The sequence below is a fragment of the Nonomuraea sp. NPDC049695 genome, assembly GCF_040674955.1.
Classification (GTDB): Bacteria; Actinomycetota; Actinomycetes; order Streptosporangiales; family Streptosporangiaceae; genus Nonomuraea; species Nonomuraea helvata.
In genome coordinates this window covers 88,830-103,324 of the sequence record NZ_JBFANV010000008.1, presented here as the reverse complement: position 1 = coordinate 103,324, position 14,495 = coordinate 88,830, and the positions used below count along the sequence as shown (strand labels likewise).

15 protein-coding genes are annotated in these 14,495 nt (G+C 70.0%); 9 read left to right on the top strand and 6 right to left on the bottom strand.

The window, feature by feature from the left end; all coding sequences use genetic code 11:
- The first annotated feature begins 74 nt into the window (after window positions 1-74).
- The 6 genes from AB0J64_RS10110 to AB0J64_RS10085 all read left to right on the top strand — a co-directional run bounded on the left by AB0J64_RS10110 (window position 75) and on the right by AB0J64_RS10085 (window position 6,162).
- Entirely contained in the window at window positions 75-818 is a 744-nt protein-coding gene (locus AB0J64_RS10110; protein ID WP_364023566.1) for a hypothetical protein, read from the top strand.
- Window positions 819-854: 36 nt separating this feature from the next.
- The gene (gene ftsH / locus AB0J64_RS10105; protein WP_364023563.1) at window positions 855-2,795 is read left to right on the top strand and encodes an ATP-dependent zinc metalloprotease FtsH; all 1,941 of its coding nucleotides are present in this window, start codon (window positions 855-857) and stop codon (window positions 2,793-2,795) included.
- Between the two features lie 103 nt (window positions 2,796-2,898).
- Window positions 2,899-3,519, top strand: coding sequence for a DUF937 domain-containing protein (locus AB0J64_RS10100; protein WP_364023561.1), 621 nt, complete (start codon window positions 2,899-2,901; stop codon window positions 3,517-3,519).
- A gap of 35 nt (window positions 3,520-3,554) precedes the next feature.
- Entirely contained in the window at window positions 3,555-4,136 is a 582-nt protein-coding gene (locus AB0J64_RS10095) for a nucleoside triphosphate pyrophosphatase (protein WP_344989345.1), read from the top strand.
- A 10-nt stretch (window positions 4,137-4,146) separates the two neighbouring features.
- Window positions 4,147-4,881 (top strand): EI24 domain-containing protein, encoded by a 735-nt coding sequence (locus AB0J64_RS10090; RefSeq protein ID WP_364023557.1) that lies wholly within the window; start codon window positions 4,147-4,149, stop codon window positions 4,879-4,881.
- 156 nt (window positions 4,882-5,037) lie between these two features.
- Window positions 5,038-6,162, top strand: coding sequence for a DUF4192 domain-containing protein (locus AB0J64_RS10085; protein ID WP_364023554.1), 1,125 nt, complete (start codon window positions 5,038-5,040; stop codon window positions 6,160-6,162).
- A gap of 364 nt (window positions 6,163-6,526) precedes the next feature.
- On the opposite strand, the gene AB0J64_RS10080 is transcribed toward AB0J64_RS10085, so the two are convergent.
- Window positions 6,527-6,871 (bottom strand): hypothetical protein, encoded by a 345-nt coding sequence (locus AB0J64_RS10080; RefSeq protein ID WP_344989334.1) that lies wholly within the window; start codon window positions 6,869-6,871, stop codon window positions 6,527-6,529.
- A gap of 180 nt (window positions 6,872-7,051) precedes the next feature.
- Between AB0J64_RS10080 and AB0J64_RS10075 the strand changes: the two genes are divergently transcribed.
- The gene (locus tag AB0J64_RS10075; RefSeq protein ID WP_364023551.1) at window positions 7,052-7,600 is read left to right on the top strand and encodes a DUF1707 and DUF4870 domain-containing protein; all 549 of its coding nucleotides are present in this window, start codon (window positions 7,052-7,054) and stop codon (window positions 7,598-7,600) included.
- A gap of 137 nt (window positions 7,601-7,737) precedes the next feature.
- Here the strand turns inward: AB0J64_RS10075 and AB0J64_RS10070 are convergent, their stop codons facing one another.
- The 3 genes from AB0J64_RS10070 to AB0J64_RS10060 form a co-directional block, all read right to left on the bottom strand.
- Window positions 7,738-8,484: a septal ring lytic transglycosylase RlpA family protein gene (locus AB0J64_RS10070; protein ID WP_364023548.1), complete on the bottom strand. Its 747-nt coding sequence runs from the start codon at window positions 8,482-8,484 to the stop codon at window positions 7,738-7,740.
- Window positions 8,485-8,872: 388 nt separating this feature from the next.
- Entirely contained in the window at window positions 8,873-10,396 is a 1,524-nt protein-coding gene (locus AB0J64_RS10065; RefSeq protein WP_364023545.1) for an ATP-dependent DNA ligase, read from the bottom strand.
- A 340-nt stretch (window positions 10,397-10,736) separates the two neighbouring features.
- A complete protein-coding gene (locus AB0J64_RS10060; protein ID WP_364023542.1) occupies window positions 10,737-11,111 on the bottom strand; it encodes an FKBP-type peptidyl-prolyl cis-trans isomerase in 375 nt (124 codons plus the stop codon).
- A 72-nt stretch (window positions 11,112-11,183) separates the two neighbouring features.
- Here AB0J64_RS10060 and AB0J64_RS10055 point away from each other — a divergent pair, with 72 nt between their 5' ends.
- Window positions 11,184-11,939: an SDR family oxidoreductase gene (locus AB0J64_RS10055; RefSeq protein ID WP_364023539.1), complete on the top strand. Its 756-nt coding sequence runs from the start codon at window positions 11,184-11,186 to the stop codon at window positions 11,937-11,939.
- Here the strand turns inward: AB0J64_RS10055 and AB0J64_RS10050 are convergent, their stop codons facing one another.
- Window positions 11,940-13,379: a GuaB1 family IMP dehydrogenase-related protein gene (locus AB0J64_RS10050; RefSeq protein ID WP_364023536.1), complete on the bottom strand. Its 1,440-nt coding sequence runs from the start codon at window positions 13,377-13,379 to the stop codon at window positions 11,940-11,942.
- A 113-nt stretch (window positions 13,380-13,492) separates the two neighbouring features.
- On the opposite strand from AB0J64_RS10050, the gene AB0J64_RS10045 reads away from it, so the two are divergent.
- Window positions 13,493-13,945, top strand: coding sequence for an effector binding domain-containing protein (locus tag AB0J64_RS10045; protein WP_344989313.1), 453 nt, complete (start codon window positions 13,493-13,495; stop codon window positions 13,943-13,945).
- 1 nt (window position 13,946) lies between these two features.
- Here AB0J64_RS10045 and AB0J64_RS10040 read toward each other — a convergent pair whose 3' ends face one another.
- Window positions 13,947-14,465, bottom strand: coding sequence for a TetR/AcrR family transcriptional regulator (locus tag AB0J64_RS10040; protein ID WP_364023533.1), 519 nt, complete (start codon window positions 14,463-14,465; stop codon window positions 13,947-13,949).
- Window positions 14,466-14,495: the final 30 nt, after the last annotated feature.

Here is a 14,495-nt window from a genome sequence, read left to right as displayed (position 1 = left end):
CCCGAGTGAGGACCGAAGTGAGACCGGGAATCCCTGCTTCTCCGCCCAAACGCTCCCGCATCGGAGATATCCGGATGCGGGTGGTGTACCGGGGGCTCGCCGTGGTCGGCGCAGTCGCGGCCGTGGCCGTGGCGCTGGTCGCGGTGCTCCCGTCAGGGCCGGACGAGGTCGCGGCGGGGCCGGTCACCGCGCCGCCGGCCGCACCGTCCTCGTCCGGTCCCGCACCCTCCCCTGTCGCCACCGTCAGGAGCACACCCTCTCCCGGGCCGTCGCTCGCGCCGGGCTACACGGCCATGGAGGCCCTGTACGCCGACCGGCGCGTGCCCAGGCTGACGCGCAAGGTCAAGCGGATGGCTCTCCCCAAGCCGCCGCGCCGGGTCGTCAAGGACACGCGTACGGGGCTGGCCGTCCCGGACATGCCCAGGCCGTGGAAGACGTACGGCGCGGCGCCGTTCACCAGCAAGCAGGTGCTGCCCAGGAAGCATGGCGCGCGCCTGCGTGGGACGTTCGTCACATGTCCGCTGCCGATCATGCGGCAGAAGTCGGCGCGCGACACGGCGCTGCTGGCCGCCCGCTGGACGCTCAATCATCACCCCCAGGGCTCCAAGATCACCTGGCTCGCCTCACAGCCCGTCAAAAACGGCTGGCTCCTGATTTATCGGGTCAAATACGGAAGACATCAGTCTCGTGCGGCCGTCGTCGTGATGGACGGGGGAATGAGCAAGCCGGGCCTGGCGTTCGTCACAGTGCCTGACTCGCAGCGCAAGCAGTGGCGTGACATCGGCCGCGTGGTCGCCGGGGTGCGTGTTCTAGGCTAGAAAGATCATGTATGCGGCGATGTGGGGAGTGACGCCGTGGAACGCTCTGGAACGCCGCAGGCACCGAAGAACGGCAAGGGCAAACCGCCCTGGCGCTCGGAGGGCCTGCCCGGCACGCCCGGAGGCCGACCCAAGATCAACTGGTGGCGATTCGTCGTCACCCTGCTCGTGGTGTACGCGGGCTTCTTCTTGGTGTCCTCCTTCGTCGACAGCGGATCCGTCGAGACGATCTCGTACACCGAGTTCACCAAGCAGGTGAACGCCAAGAACGTCAAGGACATCTACGCCCAGGGCCTGTCGGTCGAGGGCGACCTGAGGTCGGCGGCGAAGAACCCGGAGAGCAGCTCCACCTACACCAAGTTCGCGACCGAGATCCCGGCGTTCGCCAACACCGACCAGCTCGACCAGCAGCTCACCACCGGCCAGGTCGAGATCACCTCCAAGCCGCTCACCCGCGGCTTCTTCTCCAACCTGCTGCTGTCGCTGCTGCCCGTGCTGCTGCTGGCCGCGCTGTGGATCTGGGTCATGCGCCGCGGCGCCAGCCTGATGGGCGGCGGCCTCGGCGGGATCGGCAAGTCCAAGGCGGCCAAGCCGGTCGAGGCCGGCAAGGTGCGTGTCACGTTCGAGGACGTCGCCGGCATCGACGAGGTCGAGAACGAGCTCGTCGAGGTCGTCGACTACCTCAAGGACCCCGGCAAATACCGCAGGCTCGGCGCGAAGCTGCCCAAGGGCGTGCTGCTCGCCGGCCCTCCGGGCACCGGCAAGACGCTGCTGGCCAGGGCGGTCGCGGGCGAGGCCAAGGTGCCGTTCTTCTCGGCCAGCGCCTCCGAGTTCATCGAGATGATCGTCGGCGTGGGCGCCTCACGGGTGCGCGACCTCTTCGAGGAGGCGCGGAAGGTGGCGCCGTCGATCGTGTTCATCGACGAGATCGACGCCATCGGCCGGGCCCGCGGCGGGGCCGGCGGCCTCGGCGGCCACGACGAGCGCGAGCAGACGCTCAACCAGATCCTCACCGAGATGGACGGCTTCTCGGGCGCCGAGGGCGTGATCGTCATCGGGGCCACCAACCGTCCCGAGGTCCTCGACCCGGCGCTGCTGCGTCCCGGCCGCTTCGACCGTACGGTCCAGGTGGGCCTGCCGGACGCGGCGGGACGCACCGCGATCCTGGCGGTGCACACGCGCAGCGTGCCGCTGGACGGGGAGGTCAGCCTCGACCAGCTCGCCAAGACCACCCCCGGCATGACCGGCGCCGACCTCGCCAACCTCGTCAACGAGGCCGCCCTGCTCGCCGCCAAGCGCGGCAGGGAGAAGGTCGGGACGTCCGACTTCGCCGACGCGCTGGAGAAGCTGCAGCTCGGCGCGGCCCGCAGCATCGTGATGCCGGAGGAGGAGCGCACCAGGACCGCCTTCCACGAGGCCGGTCACGCGCTGCTCGGCATGCTCCAGCCGGGCGCCGACCCGGTCAGGAAGATCTCGATCATCCCGCGCGGGCGGGCACTCGGGGTCACGCTGTCCACCCCCGACACCGACCGGTACGCGTACGACGAGCAGTACCTGCGCGGACGCATCACCGGAGCGCTCGGCGGGATGGCGGCCGAGCAGGTCGTGTACGGCGTCATCACCACGGGCGCCGAGAACGACCTGGAGCAGGTGACCATGATCGCCCGGGGCATGGTCGGGCGCTGGGGCATGTCGGAGAAGGTCGGCCCGCTGACCATCCTGCCCAACGACGGCCAGCAGCCGCAGGCCTCGCCCGCGACGCTCGCCACCGTGGACGAGGAGGCGCGGCGGATCGTGGACGAGTGCTACGAGCGCGCGATCCGGATCCTCACCGACAACCGCGACAAGCTCGACGCCATCGTGGCGGCCCTGCTCGAACACGAGACGCTCGACGAGGCCAGCGCGTACGCGGCGGCAGGCCTGATCAGCTCCGCGTCCGTGCCGGAGGCCCAGCCCGCGGGCTTTTCCGAGAATTAGCGCAAATCGGGCGTTGGCTCGGTCCTGATCGGGGAACCCTCCCGGACAACGATCGGGGGGCCTGACGATCGAGGGGCCTAGCGAGCGGAGCGGGGGGACTGTCGTGACGCTGACGGACGAGCTCCTCGCCGGGCTCGGAGACCCAGGGCTGGAGCAGATCGCCGGAATGCTCGGCACGGGCACGACCACGGCCCGCGACGTGGTCCAGGCCGTGTCGGGCGTCATCATCGGGGGCATGGCCGCCAACACCCGCTACCTGGACGGGGCCGAGGCCCTGCGCGGGGCGCTCGACGACCACGTCGACACCGACCCGTTCAGCGGCGACGTGGCCTCGCTGACCCGCGACGGGCACAGCATCCTCGGCCACGTGCTGGGCGGGCAGGGGACGGAGCAGGCCGCGGCCGGACTGGCGCGGTTCGCCGGGATCGACTCGGGGAGCGTCATGAAACTCCTGCCCCTGATCGCCCCCATGATCATGTCCCTGCTCGCCGACCGGGCCGCGAGCCGCGACCTGGACGCGGACGCCCTGGCCGACGACCTGAACAGGGAGCAGGCCACCCTACCCGACGATCTGGGCGACCTGCTCGACGGGCTGCTGAGCACCATCTTCGGCGGCGGCGTGCCGCAGCAGAGCGGGCCGTACGAGCCCGGTCCGCGCGCGGGCGGGCACGGGGCGCCGGACGGTCACGAGCTGGCCCCGGGCAGCTCCAACTCGGACTGGTGACGTAGAGCTCCCCTGGTCGCCGGTAGGCTGGTCGCGTGATCGTTCTGGCCTCAGCCTCCCCCGCACGCCTGACCCTCCTCCGCAGCGCCGGCCTCGACCCCAAGGTGATCGTCAGCGGCGTCGACGAGGAGTCCTTCTCCGCGCACAGCCCGGCCGCCCTCAGCCTGGCGCTGGCCAAGGCGAAGGCGGAAGCGGTCGCGAGCGGGCTGGACGAAGGCCTGGTCATCGGCTGCGACTCGATCCTGGAGCTCGACGGCCGTCCGTACGGCAAGCCGGCCACACAGGAGGAGGCCACCGAGCGGTGGCGGCTCATGCGGGGGCGCACGGGTCGCCTGGTGACGGGCCACTGCGTGATCGACGTCGCCGCCGGCAGGCAGGCGGCCGAGGTGGCCAGCACCGTGGTGCGCTTCGGCCGGCCGTCCGACGAGGAGATCGCCGCGTACGTCGCCACGGGTGAGCCGCTCGGCGTGGCGGGGGCCTTCACCCTCGACGGGCGCGGCGGATGGTTCGTCGAGGGCATCGAGGGCGACCACGGCAACGTGCTCGGCATCTCGCTGCCGCTGGTGCGAGACCTGTTCGAGGAGCTCGGCTACGCGGTGACGTCCTTCTGGCGCTAGCCTGCCGGGCATGCGATCAGTGCGCGATTTCACGTCCGGCGTCGGCTTCTTCTTCCAGGGGTTGGGGTGGGTCGCCAGGAACGGGCGGTGGTGGCTGTTCGGGTTGATCCCGGCGCTGATCGCGTTCTCCGTGTACGTGGTGGCGCTGATCTTCCTCGGCAACAACGCCACTGAGGTGGCCACGTTCCTGACGCCGTTCGCGGATTCGTGGAGCTGGCGGGAGCTGTTCCGTACCTTGGTGGGGATCGCCCTGTTCCTCGGCGGGCTGGCGCTGGCGGTGCTGACGTTCACCGCGATCACCTTGGCGATCGGGGAGCCGTTCTACGAGCGGTTGTCGGCTGCGGTGGACGTGCTGGAGTCGGCGGACGAGCAGCCGTGGTGGCGGACGTTGCCGCGCTCCATCAGGGACAGCCTGGTCACCCTGTTCTATGTGCTTGTCTTCACTGTGCCGCTGTTCTTCCTGGGGTTCGTGCCCGTGGTGGGGCAGACGGTGGTGCCGGTGCTCGGAGCCCTCGTGTCCGGATTTTTCCTGACAGTGGAGCTCACCACGCTGGCTCTTGAGCGCCGGGGGATGGCCCGCAAGGCACGCTTCGCTCTGCTGCGCGCCAACAAGGCCAGTGCGCTCGGGTTCGGGGTGGCGGTGTTCCTGCTGTTCCTGGTGCCGTTCGTGGCGGTCATCGCGATGCCCGCCGCCGTCGCCGGCGCCGCCCTGCTCGTACGCACCCGCCTGGCGGCCACTTCCTAGCCCTGCGCCACGCGCCACCCAACGTCCTGATCACCGCGTCGCGCCCGTGCCGGCCAGGAGCCGTTATCCACAACCCCGGCCGTGCCCTGTCGCCCTGTCCCCAGAACGGCTTTCGGCCCGACGCCCCACCGACAGTCCCGGGCACCCTAGGGGCCCATGACGACCAACCACCCCGCCCCGGCCTCCTCCCACCCCACCGCCTCCACCTCCGACTTCACCTCGGAGCCTTGCCTCACCCTCACCAGCCCCACCGACATCCTGGCCGCCGTCCCCTACCTCGTCGGCTTCCATCCGAAATCCAGCCTCATCGTGATCGGCATCCACCGCCGCCAGGCCAAGGTGGTGGCCAGATGGAGTCTCCCGTTCCCGCCCGGCACCCTCGCCGCATTGGAGCCCGCCTTCGAGCGGGAAGGCGTGACGGAGATCGTCATCGTCGGGTATGGCCCAGGAGACCTGGTCACGCCGGCCGTCGACGAGGCGAGGCTCTTCGCGGCGAAGACGGAGATCCACGTGGGCGAGGCACTACGGGCCCACGAGGGCCGCTACTGGTCGTACCTCTGCGACCTGCCGTCGTGCTGTCCCGCCGAAGGCACGCCCTATGACCTGTCCACCAGTCAGATCGCCGCAGAGGCGACGGTACGCGGCCTGGTGGCCCTGCCCGACCGCGAATCCCTGGAACGCACCGTCGCCCCCATGACGGGCCCCGTACGCATGGCGATGCGCCGTGCCACAGTCGACGCGGTCGCAGCATTCCGAGCCGGCCTGACCAACACCTCGGACCTCGACACCTTCGCCGCCCACTACGTGGCAGAGAGCCTGGCCAGGGTGCGATCAGCCCTGCGGACCCATGAGGAGGGCGGCCGCCTGGACGACGCGGAGGCCGCGAAGCTGGGCCTGGCGCTGGCCGTCACCAGGGTCCGCGACGAGGCCTGGACCCTCATGCAAGATTCCCACGCACTCCTCTGGAAGGACCTGACCCGCAGACTGGAGCCGCGCTTCACCCCACCGGCGGCATCCCTCCTCGCCATGGCTGCCTGGCGCGAGGGAAACAGCATCCAGGCCACCATCGCTCTGGAGCGCGCCCTGACCATCGACCCCAGCTACTCGATGGCCAACCTTCTCATGCACGCCCTCCAGAACCTCCTCTCGCCCGCCATCCTCCGGGGCCGCCTCCCCACCCCGGCCGAGCTCGACGCCGCCATGGGGCCGCCTCATCCATCCTGGCTCCTTCCTCTGGTCAACCTGCTGGACGAGGAGGATCACCAGATCCCATTCGACTGACGCCGGCAAGCGCGGGCTCATCGGGGGCATCCACCAGGCGGGCTCATCGGAACACGGGTCAGGCGCAATTGCGGTGACCGTCATCAGGCGCAGGGTGCGTTGACCACCACCGGACGTAACTTCAGGCCGCCAGCCGCCAGCCGGTGAGTTGCGAGCCGTCGGCTGTGGGCCGGTGAGCCGTGAGTCGGTGAGCCGCGAGCTACCGGCCGGTGAGCCGCGAGCCGTCAGCTGTGAGCTGCCGGCCGTGCGTCAGTGAGCCCTGTGAGCTGCCAGCCCGTGAGTCGTCAGCCGCCCAGCGGTGAGCTGTCAGCCGGTGAGGCGCCGGCGTGTCGGGGCCGAGGTGAGGGGCGGGAGAGCAGGCCGGCTACAGGGTGTCTTCCTCGCGGCGGCGGCGCTCGTTGTACGCGCGCATGCGCGGCGGATACCCCGTGAGTTGAACGTCGTACACCGGGAGGGCGAGATCGCGAGCGACCTTGTGGATCACGGCGGGTGACCCGACCCGGCGCCTGGTCCACTCGCCGTCGTCGGCGACCGCCACAGCGGTCGTGTCAGTGGCGAAGGTCTCTGGTTCGACATAGAACTCGACGCCACGCCGCGAACGGGCGAAGGCGATGAGCGCTTCGATGTCGGCGTCTGTCGCCTCGCGGTCGAACTTCGCGACCTTAGGGCCGCGCAGCCGACGAATTCCGTAGCGGTCTCGCCATCTCATGAATCCTTTTTATACCGTCTGGAGCCGTTGCGCGTCGGGGATGATCTAGGGGACACCTCCGGGATTTTCCCGATAGCACCGGGGCTTCCGGCAGCGCACCATGAGAGGTGACTATTCGATGCACTAGGGAGAGGCATGGCGATTATGGCTGGGGTACCGAAAACCCCTGGGCCGGGACAGGTGCCGCCAGCTCATCTGCGCGTCACCAACCAGGACCGAGAGCACGTGGTCGAGCACGTCAAGGTCGCCTACGCGGAGGGGCGCTTCGACAAGTTCGAGTTCGACGACCGGCTGGAGCGCGCGATGACGGCGCGCACGCACGGTGACCTGATGCCCATCATGACCGAGCTGTACGGCGCCCAGGCCGTACCCCGGCTCGCCCCGCTCCCGCCCCCGGTCCGCCATGAGCGCGCACCGGAGAGCAACGAACGTCTGGGCGCCGCCGTCGGTCACCTGCTGATGGCCGTGGGCATTCCGATCGTCGGCCCGCTCATCCTGCTGCTCACCGGCGGCAAGACCTCGCCCTATATCCGGAGGCAGGCGCTGGAGGCGCTCAACTTCCAGATCACGGTGCTGGGGGCGACGTTCCTCCTGCCGTTCACGGTCATCGGTGTCGTCCTGGTGCCGATCATCTGGGTCGCGGCCGTCGCCTTCTCCATCGTCGGCGGAATTTCGGCCTTGACGGAAGGCAACTTCCGCTATCCCTTGACGGTGCGCCTGGTGAAGTGAGAGCGCCACGTCATGCCTCTGTGAGCCGGCGCGCGTGCGGTTGTGCGGTCGGTCATGGGCGGCACGGCTTGAGGCGTTTCATGGCCTGACCCGTGCCGGCGGGTTGTCGGTGGCGCCTGACCCGTGCCGGTGGGTTGTCAGCGGGACAGGACCTCGTACTTGACGCGCATCACCCCGGCGCCGGTGTTGCCGATGGCGGCGAAGGCGGCTTCTGAGAGGTCGAGGCAGCGGCCGCTCACGTACGGGCCGCGGTCGTTGATGCGGACCGTGACAGATTCGCCGTTGTTCGGGTTGGTGACGCGGACCTTGCTGCCCAGGGGGAGCGTCTTGTGGGCGGCGGTCATGGCCGAGGGGTCGAAGCGTTCGCCGCTCGCCGTCATCTGGCCCTCGGCGTAGTACGAGGCGCCGCAGGTCCCGGAGGCGAGTACGCGGGTCTTCGGCTTGTGGGCCGGGGACTTCGTCGTCTTCGGGGCGGCCGTGGTGTCGGTGGCCGGCTTCGAGTGGCTCGCCACCGCGGACTTGGTGGTGTCCGGCTGGTCTGCCTTCGGGGTCTTGGTGCTCTTCGGGCCGGCTGCCGTCGGCGTCTTCGTGGTGTTCGGCAGCGTCGCGGTGGTCTTCGGACGGGCCGCCGCGGGGGGCTTGGGGGCCGGGGCAGGCGATTGGGGCGCTGCCTGGCGGGCGGCTTCGTTCAGAGGCTTGGCCTGGCCCGGAGTGGTGGCGGCGGCCGCGGCACGTTCGGGGGAGTCCGCGTTGCCGATGGCGGCCCAGGCGGTGGTGGAAGCGGCGGCCACGACGGCGGCGCCCGCGGCGATGGCGGTCCAGCGGCGCTTGCCTGCGATCAGCTTGCGGAACTGAGGGGATGGCTTGACGGAATGCTGACCCAAGGTAAACCACAGTCCTAGCTAGGGGATAGGGAAGGGAAAGGCCGCGCCCGCAGGCAGTGTGGGCGTATTGCGGCCGATCCATGGGCGAGGCCGGGGGTCCCGCGCGATGGGGTCGAACATATGCGACAAAGGCCAGGTAAAGGCAACTTAATGCCACATCCAGTGATATATCTCACCTGCGTCCCAAGATCGCCTATAATGCCCCGCGCAAACCGTGGATCTTCGGGAATTCGGTAAAACGCGAAAGAGCGGCTTGATCGGGCGGGAGGTAATGTCATCCCGGCTAATTCCGATCAAGCCGCTGATCTTCAGTGATAGTGATCTCAGAGTTCGTCGATGCCGACGCTGCCGCCGCGGCGAACGGCGACAGCGCCTAGAACATCAGCGCCTAGAACATCAGCGAGCGCACCGTATCGACCGTGTCCGCATCTTCGACCCGCTTGTCCGGGCGGTAACGGAGAACCCGCGCGAACCGGAGGGCCATGCCACCGGGATAGCGCGGCGAGCGCTGGACCCCGTCGAAGGCGATCTCCACCACGAGCTCGGGCCGCAACGTCACCGTCCACCGGTCGGTCGGCCCCTCGGCCAGCTCGAGGAAGCGCTCGGTCTGCCAGGCCAGCAGCTCGTCCGTCAGCCCCTTGAACGTCTTGCCGAGCATCACGAACCCGCCTTCGGGATCACGCGCCCCGAGGTGGAGGTTGGAGAGCTTGCCCTCGCGCCGCCCATGGCCCCACTCGGCGGCCAGGACCACCAGGTCGAGCGTGTGACGCGGCTTGACCTTGATCCATCCGGCGCCCCGGCGGCCCGCCGCGTAGGGAGAGGCCAGCGACTTGACCACCAGGCCCTCGTGGCCCGCCTTGACCACGTCGGTGAAGAACTTCTCCGCCTCGGCGACGTCTCCCGTCACGAGCCGCGGCGTCAGCAGGCCCTGGGGGACCGCCCGAGCCAGCGCCTCCTGGCGCTGCGAATAGGGCAGATCGAGCAGGTCGGCGCCGTCGACCCGCAGGGCGTCGAAGAAGAACACGCTCAGCGGCGTCTGCTCGCGCAGCTGCGCGACGTTGGTCTTGGTGGTGACCCGGCTCGCCGTCACCTGGAACGGATGCGGCCGCCCGTCAGGACGCAGCGCGAGCACCTCGCCGTCCAGCACGAGATCGTCGTACGGCATCTCGAGCACGGCCTCGACCAGCTCGGGAACCTGCGGCGTGATGTCGTCGAGCGTGCGCGTGAAGACCTTCACCTCCGGGCCCGAGCGGTGGGCCTGCACGCGGATGCCGTCGAGCTTCCACTCCAGCGCCGCGGGGCCTCCGGCCTTCTCCAGCGCGGCGGCCACGTTGGGCGCGCTGCCCGCCAGCATGGGCGAGACCGCCCGCCCCACCTCGAGCCGGAACGCGCGCAGCGCCTCGACCCCGCCGCTCAGCGCGGCCGCGCCCACGGCGGGGAGCCAGCCACGCAGCGTGAGCGCCCGCCGCACGTCGGCCGACGGCGCGCCGGACGCCTTGGCCACCGCCTCGATCATGACGCCGTCGAGCGCGCCCTGCCGCAGCTCGCCGAAGAGCAGCCGGCGCATGAACTGCTGCTCCTGGCTCGTCAGCCCGGCGAACAGCTCCGCCACCAGCGCCCTGCGCGCCGCCTGCGAGCCCGGCCCGGAAACCGCCTTGATCCTGCTCAGCAGCTCGTCGACGGCGCTCAGCGTGGCGGTGGCGGCCAGCTTGGGCTGGGGGATGTCCTCCAGCGTGCGCCAGCCCACGCCCACCTGCCGCTGGGGCAGCTCACCCGAGAGGTATGAGATCGCGATCTCCGCCTCATCCGGGCCGACCCGGCCGAGTAGCTCCGCCAGATGGCCCACTTTGCCGAGCCGGGCGGACGTGCGCGTCACCGCCTCGGAAACCCGGACCACGTCGATCAGAAGCACACGCCTATGGTGCCTCACGACGCCGACATTTCCCCACCCGATATCGACCAAGTGTCTGCCTTGTTCCCGGCACGGCACCGGGCATTGGCGAGGAGACCGGGGAGACCGGGGTTCGACGGGCGGGATGGAGATGCAGATGCCGCCTGTCACGCCTGACCGGGATGAGGAGGCCGTCTGCCCCGCATGATCGCAGGGGGCCGTCTGTCGCGCGTGGCCGGAGTGATGGGGCCGCTTGGCGCGCGTGACCGCGGCAAAGGCGCCGGAGGCGAAGAAAAAGGGGCGGGCCGCCGTGAAAGGCCGTGAGAGGCCGTCAGGGGCGGCCCGCCCCCCGTAAGAGCCGCTAGCTGACGCCGAGCAGGTCGACGACGAAGATGAGCGTCTCGTTCGGCTTGATGCGCGCGCCGGCCCCGCGGCTGCCGTAACCGAGGTGCGGCGGGATGACCAGCTTGCGCCGCCCGCCGACCTTCATGCCCGCGACGCCCTGGTCCCAGCCGGCGATGACGCGCCCCGCGCCGAGGGGGAACTCGAACGTGTCGCCGCGGTTCCACGACGCGTCGAACTCCTCCCCGGTCGAGAACGCCACGCCGACGTAGTGGACGCGTACGTTGTGGCCGGGCTTGGCCTCCGGGCCGTCGCCCACGGTCAGGTCGACGATCTCCAGGTCGGCGGGCGGGTTGCCCTCGGGGAAGTCGATCTCGGGCTTGTCGAGTGCCACGAAGTGCTCCAGTTGATGTTTGCTGACAATGAGACCCGACGACTCTATGCGGTCGGGATATCGTCGTCGTTCGTGGCAGCCCTTTCTCCCGATGCGATTCTGCTCACCGACCGCGTGGCCGTTGTCACCGGGGCGGCCAGGGGCATCGGGCTGGCGATCGCCGAGGCGTTCGCCGCGTTCGGCGCCCACGTCGCCGTCTGCGACCGCGACAGGCCGCACGCCGAACTGGCGATGACCCTCGACGTACGCGACCACGTGGCGGTGGAGATCTTCGCCCAGGCCGTACGGGAGCGCTGGGGCCGCGTGGACATCCTGGTCAACAACGCGGGCGGCACCTTCCACGCCTCGTTCGCCGACACCTCGCCCCGCGGCGAGCAGATCCTCATCGAGGAGAACTTCACGCAGGTCACCGGCATGACCCGGCGGCTGCTGCCGATGATGCGGCCGGGCGCCTCGATCATCAACGTGACGTCCAGCGAGGCCCACCAGGCGGCTCCGGGGTTCGCCGTGTACGCGGCGATGAAGGCGGCCCTGGAGAGCCTGACGAAGACGCTCGCGCTTGAGCTGGCCCCCAAGGGCATCAGGGTGAACGCGATCGCGCCCGACGCCCTCCAGACCGAGGGCGAGTCAGGCGTGCGCGAGCGCATGCTGGCCCGCCCGCTGCCCTACGACCCGGTACGCGTCCCGCCGCTCGGCCATCTCGGCGGCCCGGGGGACGCCGCGGGGGCGGCCGTGTTCCTGGCCAGTGACCTGGCCAGGTTCGTCACGGGGACGACACTGCACGTGGACGGCGGGATCCACGCCGCAGGCGGCTGGCGGAGAACCTGACTACCAGCTCTGGTGCAGCGGCATCCCCTCGGCGTACCCGGACGAGCCCTGGATCCCGATGACGGCCTTCGCGTGGAACTCCTCCAGGCTCGACGCACCCGCGTACGTGCACGCCGACCGCAGCCCCGCCACGATGCCGTCGATCTGGTCCTCCACGCTCGGCCGCTTCGGGTCCAGGTACATGCGGGAGGTCGAGATGCCCTCCTCGAACAGCGCCTTCCTGGCCCGCTCGAACGCCGAGTCGTCGGCCGTCCGCAGCCGCACGGCCCGCGCGGAGGCCATGCCGAAGTTCTCCTTGTACTTGCGCCCGTTCGCATCGGTATGGGTGTCGCCGGGCGACTCGTAGGTCCCCGCGAACCACGAGCCGATCATCACGTTCGACGCCCCCGCGGCCAGCGCCAGCGCCACGTCGCGCGGGTGGCGCACCCCGCCGTCCGCCCACACGTGCCGCCCCAGCCGCCGGGCCTCGGCCGAGCACTCCAGCACTGCCGAGAACTGCGGCCGGCCGACCCCGGTCATCATCCGCGTGGTGCACATCGCGCCGGGCCCGACCCCGACCTTGATGATGTCGGCCCCCGCGTCCACCAGGTCGCGCACGCCCTCCGCCGTCACCACGTTGCCCGCCGCGACGGGCACCCCGGGCTCGACCGCCCTGACGGCGCGCAGCGCCGAGAGCATCTTCTCCTGGTGGCCGTGCGCGGTGTCGACGACCAGGCAGTCGATCCCCGCCTCCAGGAGCTCCTTGGACTTGGCCACCACGTCGCCGTTCACGCCGACCGCGGCCGCGATGCGCAGCCGTCCCTGGTCGTCGACCGCGGGCTGGTAGAGGGTGGCACGCAGCGCGCCCAGCCGGGTGAGGATGCCCACCAGCCGCCCGTTCCCGTCCACGATGGGCGCCAGCCGGTGCCGCCCTCCGTGCAGCCGGTCGAAGGCCGTACGCGGGTCGAGCCCGGCGGGCAGGGTCAGCAGCTCGCTCGACATGACCTGCGAGAGCTGGGTGTACATGTCGGTGCCCTGGCAGTCGGCCTCGGTCACGACGCCGACCGGCCGGTTGTCCCAGTCGACCACGATGATCGCGTCGTGCGCCCGCTTGGGCAGCAGTTGCAGCGCCTCGCCGACCGTGTCGTGGGGGGTGAGGGTGAGCGGCGTGTCGTGCACGAGGTCGCGCTTCTTGACCCAGTCGACGACGTCCGTCACCACGTCCAGCGGGATGTCCTGCGGGATCACGGCCATGCCGCCCCGCCGTGCCACGGTCTCGGCCATGCGACGGCCGGCGACCGCGGTCATGTTGGCCACGATGACGGGGATGGTGGTGCCCGTGCCGTCGTGCGTCGAGAGGTCGACCTCGAGCCGGGAACCGACCGAGGAGCGCGACGGGACCATGAACACGTCGCTGTAGGTCAGGTCGTGATGAGGCTCAAGGCCGTTGAGGAACTTCACGTTCGTCCATCTTATGCGCTGATGTCGCTCTTATGCGGTGATGCCGCTACGAGCGGTTCCGCGGTTGGCGGGGGCTTATGATCGGCCGGGACACTTTTGGGGGAGGAGGGCCTGTGGACGTCATTGAACGGGCCGAGTTGATCGTGGTCGGCTTCGCCGTACGTACCACGAATGCCGACGAGATGGATCCGGGGCGGGCCAAGCTGCCCACGCTCTGGCAGCGGGCGGGCGCTCCCGGGGCTTTCGCGCATGTGCCGGGGCGCGTGGACGAGAACCTCTACGCCGTGCTGACCGACTACGAGAGCGACCACAACGGGGCCTATACGCAGATCGTCGGCACCGGCGTGCGCACCGTGCCGCGGCTGCCGGAGGGCATGGTCGCCGTACGCGTGCCGGCCGCGCAGTCGCTGAAGCTGGAGGTCCGCGGCCCGATGCCGCAGGCCCTGGTCGACGCGTGGCAGCAGGTGTGGAAGCACACGGAGTCAGGGGGTACGCCGTCGCGAGCGTTCACCACGGATCTCGAGGTGCACCACCCGGAGGGAGCGGACCTCTACATAGCGGTTTAGGTCAGAGACCGAGCGCGGCGGCCGCCGCTTCGACGGCCGCCGGCTTGACCTCTTCCATCGGCAGGCTCGCGTACTCCACCGAGCAGTCGGACATGCCGCCCAGCGCCACCGTCGCCCGGATGTGCTGCGCCTGCGTGAGGCCGGAGCCCAGCAGCAGCGCGATCACCCGGCGCCGCCAGTCGAACATGCGCGTACCCAGGTCGAGCACGCCCAGCACGGACAGATCCCGCACCATCATGGTGATCACTTCGCGGTGCCGCCAGATCAGCTCGAAGTAGTCGCCGAGCAGCTGCCGCGGATCGCCTGGCTGCCGCGTGGCCACGAACCGCTCGATGTCCTCCACCATCGGCTCGACGATGCTGCGTACGAGGTCGTCGCGCGAGGCGAAGTGGTAGTAGAGCGCCGGCTTGGTGATGCCCAGCCGGTCTGAGATCTGGCGCAGGCTGGTGTTCTGGACGCCCTGCGAGACGAAGAGCTCACGGGCCACCTCCTGGATGCGGGCCTTCGTGTCACTGGGCATGGATCAAGAATACCCCTTACCTACCGTTAA

Bases quoted from the DNA above. Each gene is read 5' to 3' on its own strand.
- AB0J64_RS10110 (WP_364023566.1), top strand. From the start codon at position 75: ATGCGGGTGGTGTACCGGGGGCTCGCCGTGGTCGGCGCAGTCGCGGCC.
- AB0J64_RS10090 (WP_364023557.1), top strand. From the start codon at position 4,147: ATGCGATCAGTGCGCGATTTCACGTCCGGCGTCGGCTTCTTCTTCCAG.
- AB0J64_RS10085 (WP_364023554.1), top strand. From the start codon at position 5,038: ATGACGACCAACCACCCCGCCCCGGCCTCCTCCCACCCCACCGCCTCC.
- AB0J64_RS10080 (WP_344989334.1), bottom strand. From the start codon at position 6,871: ATGAGATGGCGAGACCGCTACGGAATTCGTCGGCTGCGCGGCCCTAAG.
- AB0J64_RS10040 (WP_364023533.1), bottom strand. From the start codon at position 14,465: ATGCCCAGTGACACGAAGGCCCGCATCCAGGAGGTGGCCCGTGAGCTC.